Source organism: Chryseobacterium potabilaquae (assembly GCF_902728265.1).
GTDB classification, from domain to species: Bacteria; Bacteroidota; Bacteroidia; order Flavobacteriales; family Weeksellaceae; genus Chryseobacterium; species Chryseobacterium potabilaquae.
The window spans coordinates 42,132-67,050 of the sequence record NZ_CACVBR010000021.1 but is presented as its reverse complement, the minus strand read 5'-3'; the positions used below and the strand labels follow the sequence as shown (position 1 = coordinate 67,050).

Annotated in this window: 20 protein-coding genes; 4 read left to right on the top strand and 16 right to left on the bottom strand. The window is 33.8% G+C overall.

Translation table 11 applies throughout. The annotated features are described in order from the left end of the window. Positions 1-196 precede the first annotated feature (196 nt). The 11 genes from ribH to CHRY9293_RS11830 all read right to left on the bottom strand — a co-directional run bounded on the left by ribH (position 197) and on the right by CHRY9293_RS11830 (position 12,912). Complete coding sequence (gene ribH, locus CHRY9293_RS11880; protein ID WP_162033176.1) at positions 197-712, bottom strand: 6,7-dimethyl-8-ribityllumazine synthase; 516 nt, start codon at positions 710-712, stop codon at positions 197-199. A 3-nt stretch (positions 713-715) separates the two neighbouring features. Next, a complete protein-coding gene (locus CHRY9293_RS11875) occupies positions 716-1,423 on the bottom strand; it encodes a YfgM family protein (protein ID WP_162033175.1) in 708 nt (235 codons plus the stop codon). A 150-nt stretch (positions 1,424-1,573) separates the two neighbouring features. Next, on the bottom strand, positions 1,574-2,110 hold the full coding sequence (locus CHRY9293_RS11870) for an adenine phosphoribosyltransferase (RefSeq protein WP_162033174.1): 537 nt from the start codon (positions 2,108-2,110) through the stop codon (positions 1,574-1,576). Next, positions 2,110-3,303: a hypothetical protein gene (locus tag CHRY9293_RS11865; RefSeq protein ID WP_162033173.1), complete on the bottom strand. Its 1,194-nt coding sequence runs from the start codon at positions 3,301-3,303 to the stop codon at positions 2,110-2,112. The genes CHRY9293_RS11870 and CHRY9293_RS11865 overlap by 1 nt, the downstream gene beginning before the upstream one ends. 51 nt (positions 3,304-3,354) lie before the next feature. Next, positions 3,355-4,371: a hypothetical protein gene (locus CHRY9293_RS11860; RefSeq protein ID WP_162033172.1), complete on the bottom strand. Its 1,017-nt coding sequence runs from the start codon at positions 4,369-4,371 to the stop codon at positions 3,355-3,357. A gap of 141 nt (positions 4,372-4,512) precedes the next feature. Beyond that, positions 4,513-5,844: a quinol:cytochrome C oxidoreductase gene (locus CHRY9293_RS11855; protein ID WP_122635092.1), complete on the bottom strand. Its 1,332-nt coding sequence runs from the start codon at positions 5,842-5,844 to the stop codon at positions 4,513-4,515. Between the two features lie 8 nt (positions 5,845-5,852). After that, on the bottom strand, positions 5,853-6,539 hold the full coding sequence (locus CHRY9293_RS11850) for a c-type cytochrome (protein WP_162033171.1): 687 nt from the start codon (positions 6,537-6,539) through the stop codon (positions 5,853-5,855). Beyond that, a complete protein-coding gene (locus CHRY9293_RS11845; RefSeq protein WP_122637643.1) occupies positions 6,532-7,053 on the bottom strand; it encodes a DUF3341 domain-containing protein in 522 nt (173 codons plus the stop codon). The genes CHRY9293_RS11850 and CHRY9293_RS11845 overlap by 8 nt, the downstream gene beginning before the upstream one ends. Beyond that, positions 7,040-8,437 (bottom strand): NrfD/PsrC family molybdoenzyme membrane anchor subunit, encoded by a 1,398-nt coding sequence (gene nrfD, locus CHRY9293_RS11840; RefSeq protein WP_162033170.1) that lies wholly within the window; start codon positions 8,435-8,437, stop codon positions 7,040-7,042. The genes CHRY9293_RS11845 and nrfD overlap by 14 nt, the downstream gene beginning before the upstream one ends. 25 nt (positions 8,438-8,462) lie before the next feature. Continuing rightward, positions 8,463-11,531 (bottom strand): TAT-variant-translocated molybdopterin oxidoreductase, encoded by a 3,069-nt coding sequence (locus tag CHRY9293_RS11835; protein WP_162033169.1) that lies wholly within the window; start codon positions 11,529-11,531, stop codon positions 8,463-8,465. Positions 11,532-11,553: 22 nt separating this feature from the next. Continuing rightward, positions 11,554-12,912, bottom strand: coding sequence for a c-type cytochrome (locus CHRY9293_RS11830; RefSeq protein ID WP_162033168.1), 1,359 nt, complete (start codon positions 12,910-12,912; stop codon positions 11,554-11,556). Positions 12,913-13,096: 184 nt separating this feature from the next. Here CHRY9293_RS11830 and CHRY9293_RS11825 point away from each other — a divergent pair, with 184 nt between their 5' ends. Then, entirely contained in the window at positions 13,097-13,633 is a 537-nt protein-coding gene (locus CHRY9293_RS11825; RefSeq protein ID WP_162033167.1) for an SPOR domain-containing protein, read from the top strand. Positions 13,634-13,684: 51 nt separating this feature from the next. Here the strand turns inward: CHRY9293_RS11825 and CHRY9293_RS11820 are convergent, their stop codons facing one another. From CHRY9293_RS11820 to ricT, 5 genes are all read right to left on the bottom strand, one after another. Next, positions 13,685-14,959 carry a DUF6080 domain-containing protein gene (locus tag CHRY9293_RS11820; protein WP_162033166.1) on the bottom strand — a complete coding sequence of 425 codons (1,275 nt, stop codon included), beginning with the start codon at positions 14,957-14,959 and terminating at the stop codon, positions 13,685-13,687. A 63-nt stretch (positions 14,960-15,022) separates the two neighbouring features. Beyond that, positions 15,023-16,564 (bottom strand): protein adenylyltransferase SelO, encoded by a 1,542-nt coding sequence (locus tag CHRY9293_RS11815; protein WP_162033165.1) that lies wholly within the window; start codon positions 16,562-16,564, stop codon positions 15,023-15,025. Between the two features lie 73 nt (positions 16,565-16,637). Continuing rightward, positions 16,638-19,016, bottom strand: coding sequence for a penicillin-binding protein 1A (locus CHRY9293_RS11810; RefSeq protein ID WP_162033164.1), 2,379 nt, complete (start codon positions 19,014-19,016; stop codon positions 16,638-16,640). Between the two features lie 12 nt (positions 19,017-19,028). Then, positions 19,029-19,490 carry a gliding motility lipoprotein GldH gene (locus CHRY9293_RS11805; protein WP_162033163.1) on the bottom strand — a complete coding sequence of 154 codons (462 nt, stop codon included), beginning with the start codon at positions 19,488-19,490 and terminating at the stop codon, positions 19,029-19,031. Continuing rightward, positions 19,483-20,808: a PSP1 domain-containing protein gene (ricT, locus tag CHRY9293_RS11800; protein ID WP_162033162.1), complete on the bottom strand. Its 1,326-nt coding sequence runs from the start codon at positions 20,806-20,808 to the stop codon at positions 19,483-19,485. Before ricT ends, CHRY9293_RS11805 begins: the two co-directional genes overlap by 8 nt. 277 nt (positions 20,809-21,085) lie before the next feature. On the opposite strand from ricT, the gene CHRY9293_RS11795 reads away from it, so the two are divergent. From CHRY9293_RS11795 to CHRY9293_RS11785, 3 genes are all read left to right on the top strand, one after another. Continuing rightward, positions 21,086-22,324, top strand: coding sequence for an OmpP1/FadL family transporter (locus CHRY9293_RS11795; protein ID WP_162033161.1), 1,239 nt, complete (start codon positions 21,086-21,088; stop codon positions 22,322-22,324). 10 nt (positions 22,325-22,334) lie between these two features. Next, positions 22,335-23,867, top strand: a complete 1,533-nt coding sequence (locus tag CHRY9293_RS11790) for an SGNH/GDSL hydrolase family protein (protein WP_162033160.1) — start codon at positions 22,335-22,337, stop codon at positions 23,865-23,867. Positions 23,868-23,951: 84 nt separating this feature from the next. After that, a complete protein-coding gene (locus CHRY9293_RS11785; RefSeq protein WP_162033159.1) occupies positions 23,952-24,890 on the top strand; it encodes a ribose-phosphate pyrophosphokinase in 939 nt (312 codons plus the stop codon). Positions 24,891-24,919 lie beyond the last annotated feature (29 nt).

Sequence of the window (24,919 nt, the reverse complement as noted above, 5' to 3'; positions counted from 1 at the left end):
CCACTTCTTGTACTACAGAGAGTTTAAAGGATAGGCTATAGTCTTTTTGACTACGTTTTACATACTGATTATTAAGATCTTTCATAACATTACTGTTTTTGTGTAACGCTATGTTAGGATCAGACATTGAAAATAACAAAAGAGACTGTCCTTTTGAGACAGCCTCTTTATATTTTTAGTTTAGTTATGAATTTTATTAATGTCCAAAACCAATACTTCCTTTTTTACCAGAAAGGGTTTTCTTAAAATCAATCATTCTAAGAGCAGTCACAGCTGCTTCCACTCCTTTATTTCCTAAATTACCTCCACTTCTTGCGATAGATTGCTCTTTTGTGTCATCTGTTAACACACAAAAAATGGTTGGAGTATCCGTTAAAATATTACAATCTTTGATTCCCTGTGCGACTGCGGAGCATACATAGTCAAAGTGTGGAGTCTCTCCTCGGATAACACATCCAATAGAAATTATAGCGTCATATTTCCTTTCCTTGCAAAGCAGCATGCTTGCAAAGTTTAGCTCGAATGCTCCAGGAACTGGAAATAGCTTAATGTTTTCAGGGTTAACACCTTCTTTTTGGAGGATTTCCAACGCTGCGTCACGAAGATTATAAGTTACGAAATCATTCCACTCGGAAAAAACAATGCCGATAGAAAACTCATCGGCATTGGTTATGTTAAGTGGCTTATAATCAGAAAGATTAATTGTTGCCATTATTTAGTAATATTTAGTCATTTCAATATAAGAATCAGACATTCCATTGTCGTAATCTTGATACTTTTCATCAATCATAGAAAAATATTTTTTTGCATCTGCATTTTTCTTCAATCCTAATGCTAGTATTCCTGCTTTTCTTGTAAAATAATATGAAGTATATGGATCTTCTGAAGCAGCAGAAGCTTTATCTAATAATTGTAAGGCTTCATCATTTCTATTAAGACCTGATTTTGCGTCTGCCATTGCCCCATATTTCATAGCCATTAGGGTTTTATTATCGGAAGAAAAGTGATCTAAAAGGTCGTATGCTTCTTGGAATTTTCCTTCTTTAAATTTTAATAAACCTGCATTATAAGCAGAAAGCTTACCAATATTAGTTGAAGAATATTCATTATATGTACCTAAAAATCCAGGATTAGCTGCTGATTTTCCACCTAGTGCATCTTTATCTTTACTTTCAGAAAGATTTTTTTGTGCAGAAAGGAAGCTTTTCATAGCTTCTGCATTTTTTGGAGCCAGAATAAACTGCTTATAACCGAAAAATCCTAAAACACCTAAAACAAGCAGGCCAAATATGATACCTAAAGGTTTGGAATATTTTTCTAGGAATCTCTCAGTATTTAATGCTTCTCTATCAAGATCCTTGAAAAACTCCACTGTTTCTTTACCTTCTTGTTCGGTTTGAACATTCTTTGTAAGTTTTGCCATAAATTCTTTAAAATTGAAATGCAAATTTAATTGTTTCTGAATGATTTACAAAATAGTTTAGACGTATTATTATTAAAAGTATAATAAAAGTTTTTATTAATACCCCTATATTCTAGATTTTGCCAATAAATTATCCGGAAATATGGGTTGTTAATATTCTAAAATATGGTATAATTCTGCATCAAATCTTTGGAGTTTTTGTTCTCCTTTAAGTTCTTTTAAAGCAATAAGAAAACTAAATTGAGAAACTTTGGCACCTTGTTTCTGGACTAGTTTTGCTGCTGCTTCTGTTGTTCCACCTGTAGCTAAAAGATCATCATGAATTAGAATCCTTTGACCCGGTTTTATTTGTCCTTCACGAGTCTCTATTTCTGCCGTCCCATATTCCAGGTCATATTTTTCTGAAATAACAGGAGGGGGTAGCTTGCCTTTTTTTCTTATTAAAATAAAAGGAACTTCTAAAGCGACTGCGATAGCAATGCCAAAAAGATAACCTCGGCTTTCTATCCCGCATACAGCATCTATCTTTCCCTTACTGAAACGTACCAAGTCTTCAATAACTTCTTCATACAGTTTAGGCTCTAAGAAAATGGGAGAAATATCTTTAAACTGAATGCCCGGAATGGGAAAATCACTAAAGTTTTCAATAGTATCTTCTAGCTTTTTTATAAGTGATTGTGATGCCATTATGGATTGATTTTATAACTGGAAATTTTCCAATCACCATTAATGTTTTTAAGGCCAAATGTTACTTTCAAAGCGGTAGTTTTACCGTTTTTATCTGTTACGTCATAGGTCGCATTTACACTAGCTACGCTCGTGTTGGCAGCATTTGTACTTATATTTTTTATGCTTACATTTTTTACTGATCCAAAACCGGAATTTGGATTTGAGAAAGATTCATAATTACCCCAATTTGGGTTGTTTGAAGCGTCATATGCTGCTTTTAAATTTTGTGAGCTTACATTACTCAGAAATTTACTAACTGTATTTTTTGGATCAGCAATTTGTTGCTTAGGAGTTACAGATGGATTAATAGAGGGATCTGTAGGTGAGGTTGGATTATTGGTTCCTGAATTATTAGGATCAATTACTGCAGGATCTTTAATTACTGTTGTGGAATCTACTTTGGGTGGGGCTGGGACTTTTAGGGCAGAGGGATTAACATCCAATCCTATTTTTGACATTTTGAAAGTCTTGGCTGTTGTTTTTACAGAAACTGTAATATCAATTTTGTTGTCAACCACTTTTGAAGCAGATATAGATGAGAATTTTAAATTAAATCCTCTGAAGTTATTATCCTGCATTAGGTTTTTAGAAGTAGATAGTTTTACTCCATTACTGAAAACTTCCAAAGTCGTTTCTAATCCGGCGCCAGTGAACGAAATTGGGCGTCCATTGACATCTACCAATTTTGGTGTTATTTGGATAGCTGTTGGCGCTCCTGTGCCATCATCTCCAGTGGGTTTTGTTATAATACTTATGGAATTAGCTTTAATGTCATTAGGGTCGCTTTCTTTTGCTTTTTCATTACCAAAAATATTCATCTCTCCTAATGAAGGAGGAGCGGTACTTGCCCATTCAATATTGTTTTTTTGTGCAATTTGATCTGCTAAAGCCATTATTTCAGGAACTTTTTTTCCATTAATTAGTTGGCCAAGCGCTTTAAGTTCATTTACGTCTCCATCAGCATCTACTCCAAAAGTTTTAAGGATGTAAAGTGCCTCATTAAACTTGATTTGTTTAATGGTTGGTAGACTAGATGTCATATCATTAATACTTGATTGTAAAGTTTTGGTACTTGTAGAATCTACTCTATCTTTTTTACATGCTGTAAAAATCAATAAGCTGAAAATAAGTAGAAAAGAAAACTTTTTCATTATTCTTTTGTTTGCTGCAAATTTAATAAAACCTTTTATTAATAGTAGTTTTTATTTTTTATTTTGTTGTTCTTTTAAATCGTTTTTGAAGAATGAACTGAAAATAGTTTGCATATTTGGAAATGATGGCGTTTCCCAATATTTGTTTTTATAGTTACTATGGTTAGTGCTGAACTTGGTTTTGTCGATATCATTCGTATTACTAAAGCTAATTTCTGTTGTATAGAAATTATTATAATTTATTATTTGATTATAATTGAGTTCACTTTTATGTTTAAGTTTTATAAACCTAAGTTCATTATATTCTAAAAGATCTTTTAAGCTCTTATTGTAATCTTTTTCATACGCTAAATTTATTATTCCTCGGATATCATAAATCCTGAAACCAAAAAGTGCTAGCTCCTTTTCTTGTAAATATTCTCCTGTGATTTCAATTTCATCTTTGGTATTTCCTTTTAGCTCTTTAATTTTAACTTTTTTATTTTTATATTCATTAATATTTCCTGCTTCTTTTATTTTCGGGACTTCTATAAAATTATCATAATCCCATGTTGCAGTCATTTTCTTTTCTTCTTTTGGGTCAATGAGTCTATAGACTCGGAATTGTTCCACATTCGTACTTTTTAGTTTCTTTGTTTTATTGTCAAAAATGTAAGTTACAGTGCCGTCTGCATAACAATTTAATTTACTATTAACCGTAACGTATGTATTAAAATTTCCTTTTACAAAAACATATTTTGCGGGTTTATTATTTTTAATAACAACCGTTTCAATATCTTTAATGCGATCGTTAATTTTAATTTTTTCTTTATCAAAATCAGAATATGATAGAGTAGCTACGATAAAATTATCATATACTAGTTGAAATTTTTCTTGTGAAGGATCTAAAAATTTTTTATCAATTTTACCATCAATATCCGAGTATGCCAAGATATTTCCATCTTTTCCGAAAACGGATATTTTAGGTAAAGGTGCGTTTGTTTTTTCTGAAATGAAAATAACGGTTTGTGCTTTTATAATGCTAAATGCCAATATAAAAATGAGTTGTATATGATAAGTTTTTTTCATAGTATATTATTTTAATTTACCGTGATTGTAATCAATCATTATATAAATAACTCATAATAATGAACTGAATATGTATTTATATAAAAAAAAGACTGATCATATAATGATCAGTCTTTTATGGTTTTATTTTGTTACAAGCACTTAGAAAGGATACTCGTAAATTTCGGATTCATGTAGGAATGGATTCCCTGTTGGGATCAGTTTTAATTTTGATAACGCTGTAAGAACAGTGAACATAAATAATCCTGCTATAAATAAGATTGCTCCTGCGATTAATAATAATACTTCTGGAGTGTTCCAGTATGGACCAACTGTTCCAGGCATTACCATATTGAAGTAGTCTAAAATATGACCTAATAGAACTACCACTGCCATTGTTGTAACTACTTTGTAATTTCTCTTAATACTACTACTTACTAATACTAATAACGGTAATAAGAAGTTTATAATTAGCATAGGTAAAAACGTTGGAGAATAGTGTTGGAATCTTCCAAAGAAATAATTTACTTCTTCTGGAACATTTGCATACCAATAAAGCATAAATTGAGCAAACCACGTATATGTCCAAAGCATACTTGTAGCAAAAAGAAATACCCCTAAATCATGTAAGTGATTGTCATTAAATTGAGGTAGAAATCCATTTTTCTTTAAATAAACACTTAAAAGTATTATAACTGCGATTCCACTAGATAGGCAGCTCACCATAGAATACCAAATATACATAGTAGAATACCAGTGAGGATCAATAGACATTAACCAGTCCCATGCCCAAGCTGCTGATGCAAATCCAAAGAATGCAATATATCCTACTGACCATCTGTAAAGCATTTGATATTCCACTTTAGACTTTGTTTCATCTACTTTCTTAGATTGAGCTTTAAGTTTCCAAGCAAAAAATGAAGCCCCTGCTACATAGATAATAGTTCTGATAGCATAAAAAGGAATATTTAAAAATCTTTTTTTCTCAAATAATATTACATCAAAATGAGCAGATTCTGGATTTGTTAATTCTGGATCCATCCAATGGAAAAGGTGTCCATTGTGAGTGATATTTAGAATCATAATGATTACCAAGATAATACCACCATATGGAATATAAGAAGCAATAGCTTCCATTACTCTTGTTATAATAATTGGCCAACCCGCATGTGCAGCATGCTGAATAGAGTAAAAAAACAATACGCAGCAGCTAACTCCAAAGAAAAAAACAGCTACAAAGTGAAGAGAGGCTAAAGGCTGGTTATGAACTTGCAGAGTTGCATGCTCTAAATGAGCAGCATGATCCTGAGGTCCTACCATTTCACTTGAGTGAGTAGGTGCATTATGACCTGAAGCATGAATAGCCTCCATCATATGTTCTATTCTTTCTGAAGAGATTCCTTTGTTCATAAAGAAACCAATACTAAATAGAACTAAACCTACAATAAGGAGTATTATAGAAGTTGATTTTAATTTTGGTGAAAAACTATACATTTCTTTTCTTATTTTTTAGTTGCGGTAGAATCTGTTTTTGCTGTGGTAGCGGTTGCAGGTGCTGTAGCTCCTTTTTTGAAGGCACTCATTACATACATTGCTACTCTCCATCTATCTCCTGCGTTTAATTGTCCAGCATAAGACCCCATCGCATTTCTACCATTAGTTAATACATAATGAACAGATCCTACAGTAATTTCTCTGTCAGCATAATTTGGTACTCCGGAATATGCTCCACTTTGTACTATTGGGCCTTGTCCATCTCCACCTACACCATGACAAGCGGAACATGTACGCTCAAATAAAAATTTTCCTCTTTCAATATCTTTAGCTGAATTGGCAGGATTTAAAGGAGATGCCATTATTTTTTTTGAAGCATCATATCCTGCATTATATTCATCCATATTTTTAGGCAATAATGATTCTTCAAAAACACCATCTTTATTTTGAGGAACTGTACCTTCTACTGGTGATAGACCTGTAGCTCCATTATTTTTAACAAAAGCCGGAATCTCATTTTCATGATCTGAATATGCATCTTGAGCTTTCATCAAAGGATCATAAGCTACTGGAAAATACATGTCTGGAAAATACACTAATGGCACATTTTCTTTAGGTCCGCAAGAATTAAGTAGAACTGTTGTTAAACCTAAAATTGCTGTAATTTTTAATACATTCTTTTTCATTTTAAGCATCTTTAACAGTTATTTCTTCAACACCAGTTTCAATAAGTAACTGTTTTACAGATTCAACATCTTCAGTTACAAATTCCATCATGAATTTATCGTCCGTAGTTCTTGGATCTGGATTTTGTGCTGGAGCTCCTGGATACATTTTATTTCTAACTAAGAAAGTCAATGACATCATGTGAGCAGCACAGAATACCATAAGTTCAAACATGGGAACTACGAATGCCGGCATGTTATGTCCCCAATCGAAAGCTGGTTTACCCCCAATATTTTGAGGCCAGTCGTGGTTCATTACGTACCAAGTAATAGTAGCACCGATAGTAACACCATAACATGCATAGATAAAGGCAGCATCAGAAATTCTAGTTTTCTTTAAACCTAAAGCCTTATCTAGTCCATGTACAGGAAATGGAGTATAAACTTCGTTAATTTTGATTCCTTTATCGTTGAATGCCTTAACGCCGTTCATTAAATCGTCGTCGTCAGCATAAAGTCCATATACAATTTTAGTGGTACTCATCTCCTTCTTTTGCTTTATAAGTTTCACCTGAGATTTTCAAAATCGATTTTAATTCAGCCTGCGCAATTACAGGGAACGTTCTTGCATATAATAAGAATAATACAGAGAAAAATCCGATCGTTCCTAAATATACACCCACATCAATGATTGTTGGTTTAAACATGGTCCATGATCCTGGTAAATAGTCTCTAGAAAGGTTGATAACAATAATATCAAAACGTTCAAACCACATACCGATGTTAATTATTAAAGCAACAATGAATGTCCAAATAATGTTTGTTCTCAATCTCTTGAACCAGAATGAAGCCGGAACAACAAGATTACATATAATCAGTGACCAAAATGCCCACCAATAAGGCCCAACTGCTGCTCCTGGAGAAAGATAAGTAAAGTCTTCAAATCTAGATCCCGAATACCATCCAATAAAATATTCTGTTGCATAAGCTACCGTTACCATACCTCCTGTTAAGATAATAACAATGTTCATAATTTCTATATGATACATAGTAATATAATCTTCCAAGTGGCAAACTTTTCTCGCTACTAACAATAATGTTTGTACCATTGCAAATCCTGAGAAAATTGCACCTGCGACGAAATATGGAGGATAAATTGTAGAATGCCATCCTTTAATTACCGAAGTGGCGAAGTCAAAGGATACGGTTGTGTGTACTGAGAATACAAGTGGGGTTGCTAAACCTGCAAGAACTAAAGAAAGTTCTTCAAATCTTTGCCAGTGTTTTGCCTTACCACCCCAGCCAAATGCTAGGAAAGTATAAATTTTCTTTGTCCATGGCGTTTTAGCCCTATCTCTGATCATTGCAAAATCAGGAATAAGACCCATGAACCAGAATACTGTTGATACTGAGAAATATGTAGAGATTGCAAATACATCCCAAAGTAGAGGAGAGTTAAAGTTCCCCCAAAGAGAGCCGAATTGGTTTGGTAAAGGGAATACCCAATATCCTACCCAAACTCTACCCATGTGAATTACTGGAAAGATTGCCGCCTGTACAACCGCAAAGATGGTCATCGCCTCTGCAGATCTGTTTACAGACATTCTCCACCTCTGTCTAAATAATAATAATACTGCTGAGATTAGAGTTCCGGCGTGACCGATACCAACCCACCATACGAAGTTAGTAATATCCCATCCCCAGTTAATAGTTCTGTTAAGTCCCCATGCTCCAATACCTGTTCCGATAGTATAAGCGATACATCCAAATCCATAGATGAATAGAACTAAGGCTGCATATAATGAAATCCACCATAATTTACCTGCTCTTTCTTCTATAGGTCGAGCAATATCCTCTGTGATATCGTGATAAGTTTTGTGACCAATAATTAGAGGTTCCCTTATCGGAGCTTCGTAATGTCCTGACATTTTTTACCTATTTATTATTTAAACTTTATTTTTCTACTCTATTTCTTACTTTGGTATGATAGAACACATTTGGTTTTGTTCCAATCTCTTCCAGTAAATAATATCTTCTGTTACTAGCATATTGCTTTCTCACTTCAGATTCTTTATCATTCATGTCTCCGAAAGTCATTGCTCCAGTAGAACAAGCGGCAGCACAAGCACAAGAAGCTTGGAATTCTCCATCTGTTACTTTCCTGTTTTCTCTCTTAGCTGCTAAGATTGTTGCTTGTGTTTCTTGGATACACATTGAACATTTCTCCATTACCCCTCTAGTTCTTACTACTACATCCGGGTTAAGCACCATTCTTCCTAGATCGTTATTCATGTTGAAGTCGAAACGATCATTTAAATTATAGGTAAACCAGTTGAAACGTCTTACTTTATAAGGACAGTTGTTTGCACAATATCTAGTACCAATACATCTATTATATGCCATATGATTTTGACCTTGTTTACCATGTGAAGTTGCTGCTACTGGGCATACCGTTTCACAAGGAGCATGATTACAATGTTGGCACATTACAGGTTGGAAAATTACATCAGGATTATCAGCTGGGTGGTTGAGTGCTCCTCCCTCCTTATTGAATGCTGTTCCGTAAAGTTCAGGAACTGCTAAGCCTTCTTTTAATCCTTCATATACTTCTACTTTTTGTCTTGAAGAATAGTAGCGGTCAATTCTTAACCAATACATGTCTCTAGACATTCTAATTTCTTCTTTACCTACAACAGGAACGTTATTTTCTGCCTGACAAGCAATGATACATGCTCCACAACCAGTACATGAGTTCAAGTCAATAGATAAGTTAAAGTGAGGTCCATCTGTATCATCAAAAGCATCCCAAAGATCGATTTTTCTTGCAGGAAGGGCTCCACTGATTGTATGATATTCTAAAGGTTTGTTCCATCCTTTATGTTCATCGTCAAATGCAACATTTAGATAATCAGCTAAAGGCACTTCTTTAGCGATTTCGTAACGTCCCATTAATGTATTTTGAAGCTGAATACCTGCAAATTCATGATTTTCTCCTGTTTTCTCAATTTTAACATTGGATAATACCAAGTTAGAACCATCAAACAAAGGATATGCATTAACTCCTGTATTTGCTGTTGCTCCTGAATTTTTCTTACCATATCCAAGCGCAAGACCTAAGGACCCTTCTGCTTGACCAGGCTGAATGAATACAGGAATATCTTTTATTGTTACTCCATTGGCCGTAAGATTTACGATTGAACCATCTAGTTGCATTCTGCCGTTCAAGTCGTTTTCAATTCCTAGTCTTTCCGCATCTTTAGGAGAAATTGTTAAATAATTATCCCAAGCCATTCTTGTGATTGGATCCGGAAGCTCTTGTAACCAAGGGTTATTTGACTGAGTACCGTCTCCCATTGAAGTTTTAGTATATAATACTAATTCCAAATCAGAAGCTTTGAAGCTTCCTAATTCAGAAACTGCTTGAGTAGCGTTTCCTCCTACATATGAAAGTGTCGTAGCTGTGGAAGAAACATTGATACCATTATATAAAGCTTTGTTGAATGAAGTCCCTCCTAAAATAGAAGAAGCATTAGCTTTTAAATAATCATAATAATTATTAGAAGCATTATTTTTACCATTTTTCCAAACCAATAAAGATTCTTCAATCTGTCTTGATTTGTAAATTTTCTGAATTGTGGGTTGCATTAATGAATATACTCCTGTTTGAGGTTCAATATCACCCCAAGATTCCAGCCAGTTAGCTACAGGAATTACAGCTTTAGCTGCGTTATACATTTCATTTTTCTTATCAGCAACTGCGATTACATAGGGAACCTTAGATAAGGATTTTTTGAAATCCTCTCCTTTATGGTAAGAATAAATTGGGTCTACATTGTTTGTAATTAATACACCAACCTGCCCTGCATTTACCCATCCAAGGAATTCCTGGAATTTTGCTTTATCAAAATCTTTTAGGAAATTTGCTTTACCTGTGAAAGCAACTGATCCTAATTTTTGGTTAATTAAATGAGCTAAAACCTGAGCTCCTTTAGATCCATCAGCAAAAACAACAGCTTTATTTCCTTTGGCTTTCAGTTCGTTTGCAATTTCGTTTGCAATTTTATCAGAAGTTATTCCCCCAACAATTGCGTTGTAAACTTCTACTAATGTTTTGTTTACTTGGCTAGGTTTTAATCTATATCTAGAATCCGCATTTGCACCAGTTAATGACATGTTAGACTCCACTTGTATGTGTCTCAACATATTTGCTCCTGGTTTTCTTGCTACTGCATAAGATGTCTCTAGACTTGATGCATTATAGTCTCCTAAAATATCAGCCTGAAAAGAAACGACTAGTTCAGTTCCTTTAAGATCATAAATTGGTAATGCTCTTTGTCCGAACACTTCTTGAGCAGCATCTAAAGCTGCAGAGTAAGGAAACGCATCATACGTTATTAATTCAGCTGTAGGATATTTTGCTTTAAATTCTGTGAATAATTTTTTGAAAGTAGGTGAAGCAAAAGAATGTGATAATAAAACAATTCTTTTACCTGCAGCTTTAGCTTCCTCTAAACCTTTGATCACAAAACTATCTACTTTATCAAAAGTTTCGTCTTTTCCTTCAAATTTAGGCTGCTTTACTTTATCATTATCATATAAAGACAGTACGCTTGCTTGAGCTCTAGCGTTAGTTTTTCCTAAATCACCAGCAGCCGGGTTTGGATCAATTTTGATTGGTCTACCTTCACGTGTTTTTACCAAAACACTAGCAAAGTCGAATCCATCAAAGTATGTTGAAGCGTAATAATTAGGAACTCCAGGAATAATATCGTGTGGTTTTACGACATAAGGAATTGTTTTAATTACCGGAGCTTCACAAGCAGCTAAAGTTACAGCTGCAGTAGAGAAACCTAATAATTTTAAGAAATCTCTTCTTGAAGTACTGGAACCATTTTGTTCAGCATCTCCAAGGAAATCTTCTACAGGAATTTCTTCTTGGAACTCTTTTTGGGCCAGCTTATTATTTAAAGCAGGATCTTTAAGTTCATGAATACTTCTAAATTGTATTTTGTTTGAAGCCATTTATACTTCTAATTTTTAGTTATTAATAATGACATTTACCACACTCAAGACCTCCAATTGCATCTACAGTAATCTTACCACCATCTTTAGGGTATTGTTTTTTCAACTTGTCATGTAGATTCTTGAAGTATTCTTTATTATAACCGTTATTCATATCAACTTCTGTCGTTCTATGACATTCGATACACCATCCCATTGTAAAGTCATTAGCCATTTGAACAACATTCATGGTATCTATTTTACCGTGACAAGCTTTACATACAACATCAATTTTGTTATTAGGATTCTTCTTATTGAAAGAGTTTATAATTGCTTGTTCTCCTGCCACCACGTGTTGAGAGTGGTTAAAGTAAACAAAATCAGGCATGTTGTGTATTCTTGTCCATTCTACTGGTTGTGTCTTTCCGGTATACTGAGCTTTTTGTGGATCCCATCCTGTTGCAGCATAGATCTTTTGAATTTCACCATCATAGAAAGCTTTATCTTTTCCTGGCTCCATATATTTACCATTGTACTCAGATATTGTTCTGTGACAGTTCATACATACATTCATGGAAGGGATTTCGGATACTTTTCCATATTTAGCACTAGAGTGACATAATTGACAGTCAATTTTGTTCTCTCCTGCGTGGATTTTATGTGAAAAATAAATAGGTTGCTCCGGTTTATATCCTTTATAAACCCCAATCCACATGATCCAGTTCCAAATTCCATAAGTTGCTAAAAGAGCAAGAATTGCAATTAGACCTTTACCTATAAGATGGTATTTTTGATAGATTTCACTAAAAGATTTTACTCTTGTTTCGTTTAAACCTGCTAAATCTTCAGATTGTCCAAGTTTAACGAGCTGTCGGAGTTTAATTAAAATCCAGACTAATAAACCAGCGATTGCTAAAAGTGAAATAATTACAATATTAGTAGTCGTTTTGTCTGCTGGTGAGGCTGCTGTAGCTTCTGTTCCAGCAGTTGCTTCTGGTGTTTTTTTCTCTTCCGGAGCGGGAGGATTAGTTGTGTATGCTAGGATGTCATCAATATCCTTCTCTGAAAGATTAGGGAAGACTAACATCTCAGTCTTGTTATACTTTTCAAAAATCTCATTGGCGTATTTGTCTCCAGAAGCTCTTAGAGCTTTGTTGTCTTTGATCCACTTATGAAGCCAATCTTTGCCTACACCTCCTTCAGTCTTTACACGATCTACGACACCCTTCAATGGTGGCCCTATAACCTGTTTGTCTAAAGCGTGACATGCAGTACAATTCGCTTTGAAAAGTTTCTCACCATTTTTAGGATCGCCGTCTTGCCCGTAAATTGAAGCACTGGTTGATAGCAATAATCCTATTGCAATCAACGTTTGTTTATAATGCTTTCTCCAACTAATCATTTAAATTATCTTATGTTAGTAAATATTGAACATTCAATCAATTCCGCAAAAATAATATTTTTAACAGGAATTTAACGGTATATAAAAACAGTAAAATGTCATTTAAGGTTAATTTGTATTGATTCTAAATAACCCCGTTTGGTATAGTTTTTTAATTTTTCTAAATTTGCGGAAAGAAGTTTAAATGAAAAATGTAATCAAAATATTTTCAGTATTGTCAATATTCGGGTTTTATGATATTGAAGCACAACAAATTGTAAAACATGATACTTTATCAGGAACAGAGCTTGTGATGACGATGGATTCTAAAGTAAAGGCTGCTTTGGAGGGGTTAGAAGATAAGTGTTTAAGAGTGAGTAATATATCTCCTAAAGAGAATGAAGAAGTCAATATAAATACAAAACCCACGAAAATATATGTTCCTAGCAGAGAGTTGACTAATGCCGAAATTTGTAGTAAAAATCCTAGAATTTTAGGATATAAAATACAAATTACTACGGTGAAGAGCAATGATGAGGCTAATGAGGTGAAAGCATATTTTAGAAAAAGATTTCCTAACTTGAAAGTTGAAACAGATGCTTCTTTAAGGCCTAATTATAAAATTTTGGTGGGGAGTTATTTTACAAAACAAAGTGCAGCATCTGATTTATCGAAAGTAAGAGAGTATTTTAAATCTGCGATTGCTGTTCAGTATAGGATTTTTTGTGCAGAAGCAAAATAAACGTATTAATATATAACTTATAAGATCATTCTAGTTAGGGATGGTCTTTTTTTATTGATAGTATTGGTTTAAAAACTGAAAGAATTCTTGCATTCTTATATAATTGTTTAAAAAAAGGTAGGTGGATAAACATGCTAATGTTATAATCAAAAATGATAGATATAGGGACGATTTTCTATATGAATAAAACAACCAACCGATTAATAATGGATAAACGAAAATAAAATGTCCTCCGTAAATGTAGGCGGTATGTAAACCAAATCTCATAATACAATGGATTACAATGTCAATTAAAAAAGAAATCATAATTATCTGCACTAAATTATTCTTGAAGTTTCTGAGATACCCCCATATAGTGAAAATCAATAAAATGATAATAAAGGCATAAGGAATCCAAGATGTGTATACTTCCATAAAAAGCCCCTTGAATTCAAATCCTCTCATATTATGTTTGTCTCGAATAATAAAACTTGAAAAAAGAATATTTTGTCCAAAAAAGAAAGAAAGGAGCATATCCCATAGGGGTGTAGAATTTACATTTGAAAACTTTTCATATTGTTTGGACGTTTTTGAAAAAATATTTTCATATTTAAAATTTATTCTATTGAGATATAATAAAATAAAGCACAGACAGGTAATCAAAATTCTAAATATAGCATACCCAATATTTTTCCAACTTTTAAATAGGTTCTTTTCAAAAACAAGAGGTATAAATACTTTTACAATATTAGTGATTGTTAGTCCACCAATAGTAACTCCTGCGAAAACCAGTGGTATAGTTGGTATTCTTTTTTCTTGTTTAAGCTTAGTTGCGGTATAAAAATTAAATACAGTAAGTAAAAATAAAGTATAAGTAAAGTTTTCTGGGGTGAATGAAAGAATAATATTTGTTGAAAAAGCTCCAAAAAAAGAGATAATTAAAAAGCATACTGAAAGAGGTAATTGAATAATATTTTTTAAGTATTTGAAGACTTGTAGGATACTTAAGCTAATAGCGATATTACTAAACCAAGCTAATGTTAAACGGAATATAGAATCTTTTTTACCATCTGAAATTAATAGAGCAAGTTCTCTAATCCAATTGAAAAAATAATAGGATAAAGGATGTCTTTCAAAACTGCCACCAGTCATAACGATGGAGCGATTATCAAAGCTAAAATAAGCATCCCAAGGTATTCTGTCATCAAAAATAATTCTGTAATGAATGGCAATATAGGATCCTAAAATGCCATATGATGTAAGAAAAAATAAAAATACAACAAACTCTGGGTATGAAGTAGGAAATAATAGTTTGAAAAAATTATATACTTTCGATTTGAAATACACGTTAAATTTTTTTGCAAAAATATAAAAACTCACCGGCACGAGTAAGTTTTTATATTTATAGTTTTATGAACTGCATGATAGCATTGAGCATCCCGGGATATTATCATACTTTATTGGCCTTTTTCCTGAAAACTTAGGAATGATTTCTTCGTAAGGTTTTTGTAAAGCATGTAGTAACTCATAAAACACTTCGGATTGCCCATTATTAAGTTCTTCAATACATTGATATAAGAGATAATTTCTAAGAATAAATTTTGGATTATTTTCCCTCATTAGGAGAATGGATGAATTCCTAGATATTTTGTTTTTATCAAGTCTGATTTTGTAGATGCTGAGGAAGTTTTCAATTTTAGTTAGGCTTTTATCATCGAGTATCCCATATGAGACTTTTTGAAATTGACTTTTTAAATCCTTTTCTTCATTAAATGTTTCTAATACGTTGAAGAATAAAGTGTAGTCCATTTGTAATTCTTGCATTAACCCTTGCCAATTTGTGAAGAACTCTTCATCCTCTTCAAGGAGTTGATCAAACCCAAATTTTTTACAAAGCATGTTGTCATGGGCCTCCCAAAAATAAGTTCCAAAAGCATTTAAGCTATCTTCCAAAAATTTTTCATCTTTTATTAAAGGATGTAAAGCATTGGCTAATTGCCAAAGGTTCCATTGTGAGGTTTGCCCTTGTTTTCCAAAAGCATATCTTTTCTCCGGAATATCAGTTGTATTGGGTGTGAAATTTAAATCATATTCTTCCATCATAGAATAAGGACCATAATCAATGGTTAATCCCACAATAGACATATTGTCTGTATTCATAACTCCATGAACAAACCCCACCCGGTACCATTCAACCATTAGATCGGCAGTTCTTTTGGATATATTTTCAAAAAAGTCTTTATATTTTTGAACTCCAACAGATGTGATTTCGGGAAAGTATCTTTCAATTACATATTCTGTAAGCTTTTCGAGTGTCTTATATTCGTTTTGAGCAGACAATAGTTCGAAATGTCCAAATCGTAAGAAGCTTTCGGCTGTTCTTACTACAATAGCTCCTTTTTCTGCTTGTGGGTTTCCATTATACATAACATCTCTTATGACGTCTTCCCCCGTAAGACTTAGACTTAACGCCCTCGTTGTAGGAACTCCTAAATGAAACATAGCTTCACTCATTAAATATTCTCTTAGGGAAGATCTAAGGACGGCTCTTCCGTCTGCATGTCTTGAGTAAGGGGTTGCACCTGCGCCTTTCCATTGGATTTCTGTTGCTTTTCCTGAGTGGCTCGAAATTTCTCCTGCAAAGATAGCTCTACCATCACCAAGCTGTCCTGCCCAATTTCCAAATTGATGCCCAGCATAGGCTGTAGCATAAGGCTGGATATTTTCGGGAAGGTGATTTCCTACTAAAAAATTAATATCATTCTGATCATATTGGCCTAATCCAATTTCAGCAGCAAGATTCGAATTAAAATGAATTAACTTTGGATGATCAAAACCAATCGGATCTATCGTCGAGAAAAGAACTTTTGGGGTATTTCTCTGCATTGGATTTTTAGAAAAATCTCCCGGAAAGTATTCTGTAAATGGATGTTTAATATGTTCAATATTCATAATAACAAAGATACAGATAAAATAAAAAGACCTTTCAATCTGATTGAAAGGTCTTTTTATTTTTAAACGAAATTTATTTATTAAAATCAATTTCTTCAGAAGTATTCAGGTTTTCATTGATATTCTCTTCTTTTTTACCTGAATTATTTTTGGGTGCTGGATCTACGGGTTTAGGATTTTTGATTTCATCAATTGTCCGAAGGCTTCCATCATCGCCATATCCCGAACCTAATCCTTTAAGATTAGAACATCCATCTTTCCATTCTGCGGGCTTTACAAACTTATCATCAGGAGAAATACCTAAAGATTTATTTGCCCATACTTTTTTCATGAATATCGCCCAAATTGGTAATGCCATTTTTGCTCCTTGTCCTTCTCCAGTTCCATAAAAGTGAGTGGCTCTATCTTCCCATCCAACCCAAGCGCCAGTAGCAAGTTTTGGAACAATTCCCATAAACCAACCATCAGAATTATTTTGAGTTGTACCTGTTTTGCCTGCTATTTCCACTGCTTTGGATATTCCTTTTCTTCCGAGCTCCCCTGAAGCGGTACCATATTGGGTTACACCTTTCATCAATTCGATCATAGTATAAGCATAGAGTGGATTCATAACTTCTTTAGGTTCTACATTCACTTCTTTTATTACTCTACCATTTGCGTCTTCCATTCTCCAGATCATTTCAGGTTTATTGTAGTTTCCATAATTGGCGAATGTACTATAGGCACCTAGCATCTCATAGATAGTAATATCTGATGATCCTAAAGCAATTGTATTGTTTCTAGGTATATCTTCAGTTACTCCCAAATCTCTTGCGGTTTGAATTACAGCATCAACCCCTGTCATTTCAATAAGACGTGCTGCAACCGGGTTTTGAGAGTGAGCTAATGCGTCTTTTAAGGTTAGCATCCCTCCTCTTCCAGGAACGTGCCAACCATTATGATCATATGATCCATTGGATACAGTAGAACAAGGAGTCATTCCTAACTTCATAATAGCAGTTGCATATACGAATGGTTTAAATGTAGATCCTACTTGTCTTTTACCTTGTTTGATATGGTCATATTGAAAATGTTGCCAATCGATCCCTCCAACCCACGCTTTAATTTCACCTGTACCAGGTATCATGGACATTAATCCAGCTTGTGCTATTTGCTTATGGTATCTTATGGAGTCCCAAGGAGACATTTCTACTTCTTCTTCTCCTTTCCAAGTAAAGCGTGATGTTTTTATTGGCTTTTTAAATTCCATTATAATAGAATCTTCAGGCATATTATCAGCTTTAAGATCTTTGTAACGTCCCGTTCTTCTCATGGCTTGAAGCATGACTTGATTAATCTGCTTTTCAGTAAGATAATAGAAAGGTTTATTTTTTCGTCCTCTTTGTTCGGCGTCAAATCTTTTTTGTAGATCAGTTAAGTGTTCTCTGATTGCCTCTTCTGCATACTTTTGCATTTTAGAATCTAGAGTTACGTATACTTTTAAGCCGTCTTTATAAAGATTAAGTTTTTTTCCGGTTTCTTTTTCGTAGTCACCTAAGTATTTATCGATTTCTTTTCTTAAATAAAATTTATAATAAGCAGAATATCCATCAGTTATATTTTTGATAGGATGAAAATCAACGGTTATAGGTGCTGTAGTTGCTTTTTCATAAGTTGCTTGATCAATATATCCTGTTTTTAACATTTGATCTAAAACGACATCTCTTCTTTCTTTAGCCCTATCCGGATTTCTATAAGGATTATTTTTTCTTGGATTTTCGAGCATTGCTACAAATGTAGCGGCTTCTGGTAATGTAAGTTCGGAAGTTTTTTTATTAAAATATATTTTTGAAGCCATTTCAATACCATTTGCATTGAATAGGAAATCAAATTTATTAAAATAAAGTGTTATGATTTCTTCTTTTGTATATCTTTTTTCGAGACTTACAGCAACAATCCATTCTTTTAACTTCTGGAATGCTCTTTGGATCTTATTTTGAGAAGCGTTTCCTGTGAATAGAAGTTTCGCAAGTTGTTGAGTAATAGTTGAACCCCCGCCTCTTTTACCTCTATAAACTACAGCTCTGGCTACAGACTGAATATCTATACCGGAATGCTCTTTAAAACGTTCATCCTCTTTTGCTTGTAATGCGTAAATAAGATATGGCGGAAGATCTTTATAGAAAATAGGTTGCGTTTTTTCTTTTTCAAATTTACCGAGTAAAACACCGTCTGAAGAATATATTTCAGAAGCGACATAAATATCTGGATTCTCAAGTTCTTTTACATCAGGCATTTCGCCAAGAAATCCCTGTGAAACAGCAAAGAAAATTCCTGATATTCCTAAAACGACAACAATGAGTCCTACCCAGATAAGTCTGACCCATTTTTTCCAAGAAGTATCTTTCTTTTTTTTGGGAGGAAGAGGAAAAGATTTTCCTTTATTTCCAGTGTTTTTTTTGTTTTCGTCCATTTTTATATATGGTTACGGTTTTGCTGTTTCTAATTTTATTCCAATGTCCTCAATTCCGGGAAGATTATTATTTCTCATAGCCTGGATTAGCCCGATTTGATATTTGCCTTTTGTGGGAAATTTGTAATTAAGTTTATACTGAAAAAGAGTTTCCTTAGTGTCACCAAAGCCTTTACCTAGCCATTCTCCGTTGGGCTTTGCCAAGATGTAATTAAGGGTGTCTGTTTCTTTCTGTTTGTTTTGAAGATTAGTAAAATTCACAATAAACCTTATATTGCTGTATGGATAATTATTATTATTTCTTACAACAAATATAATATTTTTAGGATTTTGTGGATCTGCAATTTCAAGATTAAACTTCTGCTCGCTTTTCTTATCCCATTTATTATTAAGGGGATTCATTATTATATTTTCTCCTGAAGAATTACAGTTAAAGAGAAGCATAAGGCTTAATAATCCTAAAAATTTATGCATTTTTATCTTTTTTGGGAGGAAACTTTTTTTTGAATTTTTTCTTAGGTGGGTTTGTTTTTTTCTCACTATCAGCATTAGGCTCTATTTTTTCTACCTGAGCTCTTGCTTGTTGAGGCTTTTGTGGCTTATGATTAGTATTTTGTTTTGTTGAAGGATTTTGAGGTCTTTCAGGTCGATCCTTTTTCTGCTCTGGAATATTTTTTTTATTCTGTGCTCTGTTTTTGCTTTTCCTTTTTTCAAATCTGTCAACACTGTTCTCTTGAATAAGATCAATGCTTTGAAGAGGGGCTTCTGTTTGTTTTAATTCCTCAAGGGGAAGGATTTTTTCGCCTCTCTTATTTTTTGATATAAGTTTCTTAACTAGGTCAATATCAAAATCATACCAGGCAATAGAACTTTCAACATACGCAAACCACATTTTCTTTTTAAAAACATCAATTTTTATACAAAACGCCCTTCCTTTTTCTGTTTCCAGAGTAGTAGAGGAAGAAGGAAAATTGCTTAAAGCATCCAAATAACTATCCAATTCATAATTAAGGCAACATTTCAGTTTACCACATTGTCCGGCTAGTTTTTGAGGATTAATGCTTAATTGTTGATAACGTGCTACGTTTGTGTTTACAGATCTAAAATCTGTAAGCCATGTAGAGCAACAAAGTTCACGGCCACACGATCCAATTCCTCCTACTTTTGCTGCTTCTTGCCTAAAGCCTATTTGCTTCATATCGATTTTTGTTCGAAAAGCAGCCGCATAATCTTTAATTAATTGCCTGAAATCGACACGATTGTCTGCAGTATAATAAAATGTAACTTTTGAAGCATCGCCTTGATATTCCACATCTGTGATTTTCATTTCGAGACTCAGTTTCCGTGCAATTTTTCTTGCTTCAAGTTTTACATTATCTTCTTTTTTTCTTGCTTCTTGCCAAACTTCTAAATCTTTTTGATTCGCTTGTCTGTATATTTTAAGGCTAGATTCTTCACTAAATTTTTTATTTTTCATTTGAATCTTAACCAATTCGCCGGTGAGACTTACCACACCTACATCGTGTCCGGGACTCGATTCTACTGTAACTACACTGCCTATATGTAATGGAATATTACTTACATTTTTATAAAACGATTTTCTATCATTTTTAAATCTAACTTCTACAAAATCACACCTATTTGGAGTAGGATTATTGATATTAGAAAGCCAGTCGAAAACACTTAATTTATAACTATTACCACAGGTATTTACATTTTCACAGCCACTTGGGCCTTTTTTAGGGCCACAAGAATGTGCAGAATCGCCGGATGTTTTACATCCACAACTCATAATTATTATATTTTAATCTTGCAAATTTATGTATTTTTTACTTTATGTAATTCTAAAAAAAATAAATATTAAAAACAATTCATGTTTAAAATTAAACAAAGTGGCAATTTATGAAATAAAATAGGAATAAATAATTAATAATTAGGTTATTGTATTTTGTTTATTTTCAAATATTATTTTAAACATAGTTTTATTTTGAGATATTGTTTAAAATTTTAAGAATTATTAACAGCTGTGTCCAAAATAATTTTATATTTGGGTTATATAATAATAGTCTATGAAAAAGATCTTAGTATCAACTGCTTTATTGGCAGGTGTTTTATCTTATGCAGGTGGCTTTAGGGTTTCTTTGCAAGGAGTAAAACAAATGGCAATGGCGCATACTAGTGCCCATGCTGAAGATGCAAGTGTGGCATTTTTTAACCCTGCAGGGATGTCATTTATTCCCGCTAAATTAAGTATTGCGGCAGGAGGGTTTGGAGCAAGTAGTAAAGTAACATTTCAAAACTTGAATACCTTACAAAGTACAGAATCGGATAATCCAATGGGGACACCTATTTATGCAGCAGTTGCTTATAGGCCTATTGAAAATTTATCAGTAGGTTTTAGTTTCACGACACCTTTTGGTAGTACTATTAAATATCCTTATGATTGGGAAGGAAGAGAAATGGTACAAAAACTTGAGCTTAAGAGTTTCTATTTTCAACCTATGGTTTCTGTAAAGTTAGCACCTTGGGTATCTTTTGGAGCAAGCTATATATATGCAAGAGGTAGTGTGAACTGGGATAAGGCTGTTACTCAGTTAGGAGGAGGACAAGTTAATATTAAAGACGATAAAGCGAGTGGTCATGGATATGGATTTGGTTTTTATTTCAGACCAGAAGACAAATTGGATGTGAGTGTGGCTTATCGTTCACCTGTTGATATAAAAGCAAAAAATGGAACTGCGACGTTCCAGTTTCCATCGCAATCTGTATATCCTTTATTGGGATTAGATGGTTCAGGAAAAGATTCGTTTACTGCTACCTTACCATTGGTAGAAGAATATACCATTGGTTTAACTTATAAGATAACACCAAAATGGTTGGTTGCTGCTGACTTTAATTATCATGGATGGGAAAAATATAGTAAATTGACATTAGATTTTGCTAATGCTCCACTTGGAAGCCCTCCTGATCCTACAATTGTTGTTTCTCCTAAAAACTTTAGAAATTCAAAAACGTTTAGATTAGGAACGCAATATGCATTCACTGAAATGATCTCTGCCCGTTTAGGAGCTTACTATGATGAATCTCCTTATTCTGATGAAGACTTTATCCCTGAAACACCTTCTTACAATACATATGTAATTACTGGAGGGGTAGGGTTTAAGTTAAAGAAGTTTGGTGTGGATGTTGCGGGAGGTTACGCGATGCCTCAATCAAGAGATGTAAAAAATGCTAATCTCGGTTTCTATGGACAATCTAAAGCGACAGCGTTTTATTTTGGCCTAGGTTTATCTTACAATCCTTTTTAATTGACAGACTATGAAAAAAATAATAATATCGACATTAGCTATTTCTGCATTTCTTTTTACAACAAGCTGTGAAACAGACTTTGATCAGGATGTTAAAGATATTCCGGTAACAAAGGGAGAAGCTGATTTTTCTAATTATGTTTCTTTAGGTAATTCATTAACATCAGGGTATAGAGATAATGCTCTATATATGGATGGACAAAATGAATCTTATCCAAATATTATTGCAGGGCAAATGAAACTTGCGGGTGGAGGAAACTTTGTACAGCCTTTGATGGCAGATAATAACGGAGGTTTAGTCCTATTAGGAATGGTTATTCAACCGACTAAACTTTACATTAAATCATTTACAAATGGTTCTCCAGATATTACGACTGTAAGTGCAACTCCGACTACTGATGTTATGAATAAAGTTACCGGACCACTCAATAACTTTGGTGTTCCAGGAGCAAAATCATATCATTTAGTAGCTCCAAATTATGGAAACCCTGGTGGAATTCTGACAGGAACTGCAAATCCATATTATGTAAGATTTGCCTCAAGTGCTACTTCATCGGTTATTGATGATGCAGTAGCGAAGCATCCTACATTCTTTTCTTATTGGATAGGGAATAATGATGTTTTAGGTTATGCTACGAGTGGAGGAGTAGGTGTGAACCAAACGGGTAACATGAATCCTGCTACTTATGGTTCTAATGATATTTCGGATCCAAATGTAGTTGCTGCTTCTATTAAAGCAGGTCTTGATAAGTTAAAGGCGGGAGGTACTACAAAAGGAGTTATTGCAAATATTCCTTATGTAACGTCAATTCCTTTCTTTACAACGGTTCCTTATAACCCATTAACTCCGGCAGCTTTGGGTACAAATCTTACGGCTCTGAACACTCAGTTGTATGGACCTCTAAAACAAGCTTTAACGGCTTTTGGAGCGGGTGATAGAATTAATTTGCTTTCTTCTACGTCTTCAAATCCTGTTCTTATAAAAGATACTTCTTTGCCAAATTTATCTGCACAACTTACTGCAGCATTGACTCCTTCATTGGGGCTTCCTACAGCAACTGCTTTCGGACAAATTTTTGGACAGGCAAGACAAACAACAATGGAAGATTATATCCTTCTTACTTCAAGGGCTGTCATTGGAACGACGGTAACTGGTGCTCCTTCTCCTGTTAACGTATATGGGATTTCTTATCCATTAGAAAACCAACACGTATTATCTAAAACGGAAGCTGCTAATGTGAAAACGGCAATTGATGCCTATAATGTTTCTATTAAAGGTTTGGCCGATTCTTATGGTTTGGCTTTTGTGGATGCGAATGCAAAAATGACGGAACTGAATGGTCAGTCAGGAATTTCATTTGATGGAGTAAAATATACCGCGAAATTTGTAACGGGTGGAACTTTCTCTTTAGATGGAGTTCATCTTACAGGTAGAGGATATGCAGTTGTTGCGAATGAGTTTATTAAAGCAATTAATCGTAAATACAAATCTACATTACCACAAGTAAATGCAAACAATTATTCAGGGGTTAAATTTCCATAATAATTGATTAAAATAAAAACTTAGAAACCACAAGAGTAATTCTTGTGGTTTTTTTTTAAATTTGCAAAATCTTAAAAAGTAAAAATGGCCGATCAGTTAAGTTATCTATTTTGTACAAGGACGAGTAAGGACTTGGCAGAAAAAATTGCCCATCACTACGGGCGAGAATTAGGAAAAATCAACTTTCAGGAGTTCAGTGATGGTGAATTTGAGCCTGTCTTGGATGAATCTGTAAGGGGAGGAAGAGTTTTCTTAATTGGATCTACATTCCCACCAGCAGACAATTTATTAGAACTTCTTTTAATGATTGATGCAGCGAAAAGGGCTTCTGCGAAAAGTATTACAGTCGTGATTCCTTACTTCGGTCTTGCAAGGCAGGATCGAAAAGATAAGCCTAGGGCTCCTATCGGTGCAAAACTAGTAGCAAATCTTTTGACAGCGGCAGGAGCAACAAGAGTAATGACTATGGATTTGCATGCAGACCAAATCCAAGGATTTTTTGAAATCCCTGTTGATCATTTGTATGCTTCAACAATTTTTGTAGATTATATAAGAGATCTTAATTTAGATAACCTTACTATTGCATCTCCAGATATGGGGGGAGCTAAAAGAGCAAAAAATTATGCAGGGCATCTTGGAGCGGAGGTTGTAATTGCCTATAAAGAAAGGAAAAAAGCGAATGTAGTGGAAGAGATGTTTCTTATTGGAGATGTAGAAGGTAAAAATGTTATTCTTATTGATGATATGATTGATACGGCAGGTACCCTTTGTAAGGCTGCTGATATTTTGATGGAGAAAGGAGCTAAAACAGTAAGGGCAATGGCAACACATGGAGTACTTTCAGGAAAGGCTTATGAAAATATTGATAATTCAAAATTGCTAGAAGTTATCGTAACTGACTCAATTCCTGTTAAAAATAATTTGTCATCTAAAATAAAAGTGCTATCTTGCGCCCCATTATTTGCAGATGTAATGAAAATGGTTCATGAGCATAGATCAATTAGTAATAAATTTATTATTTAATTCATTTTCAGATATTTGTAATTTAATTT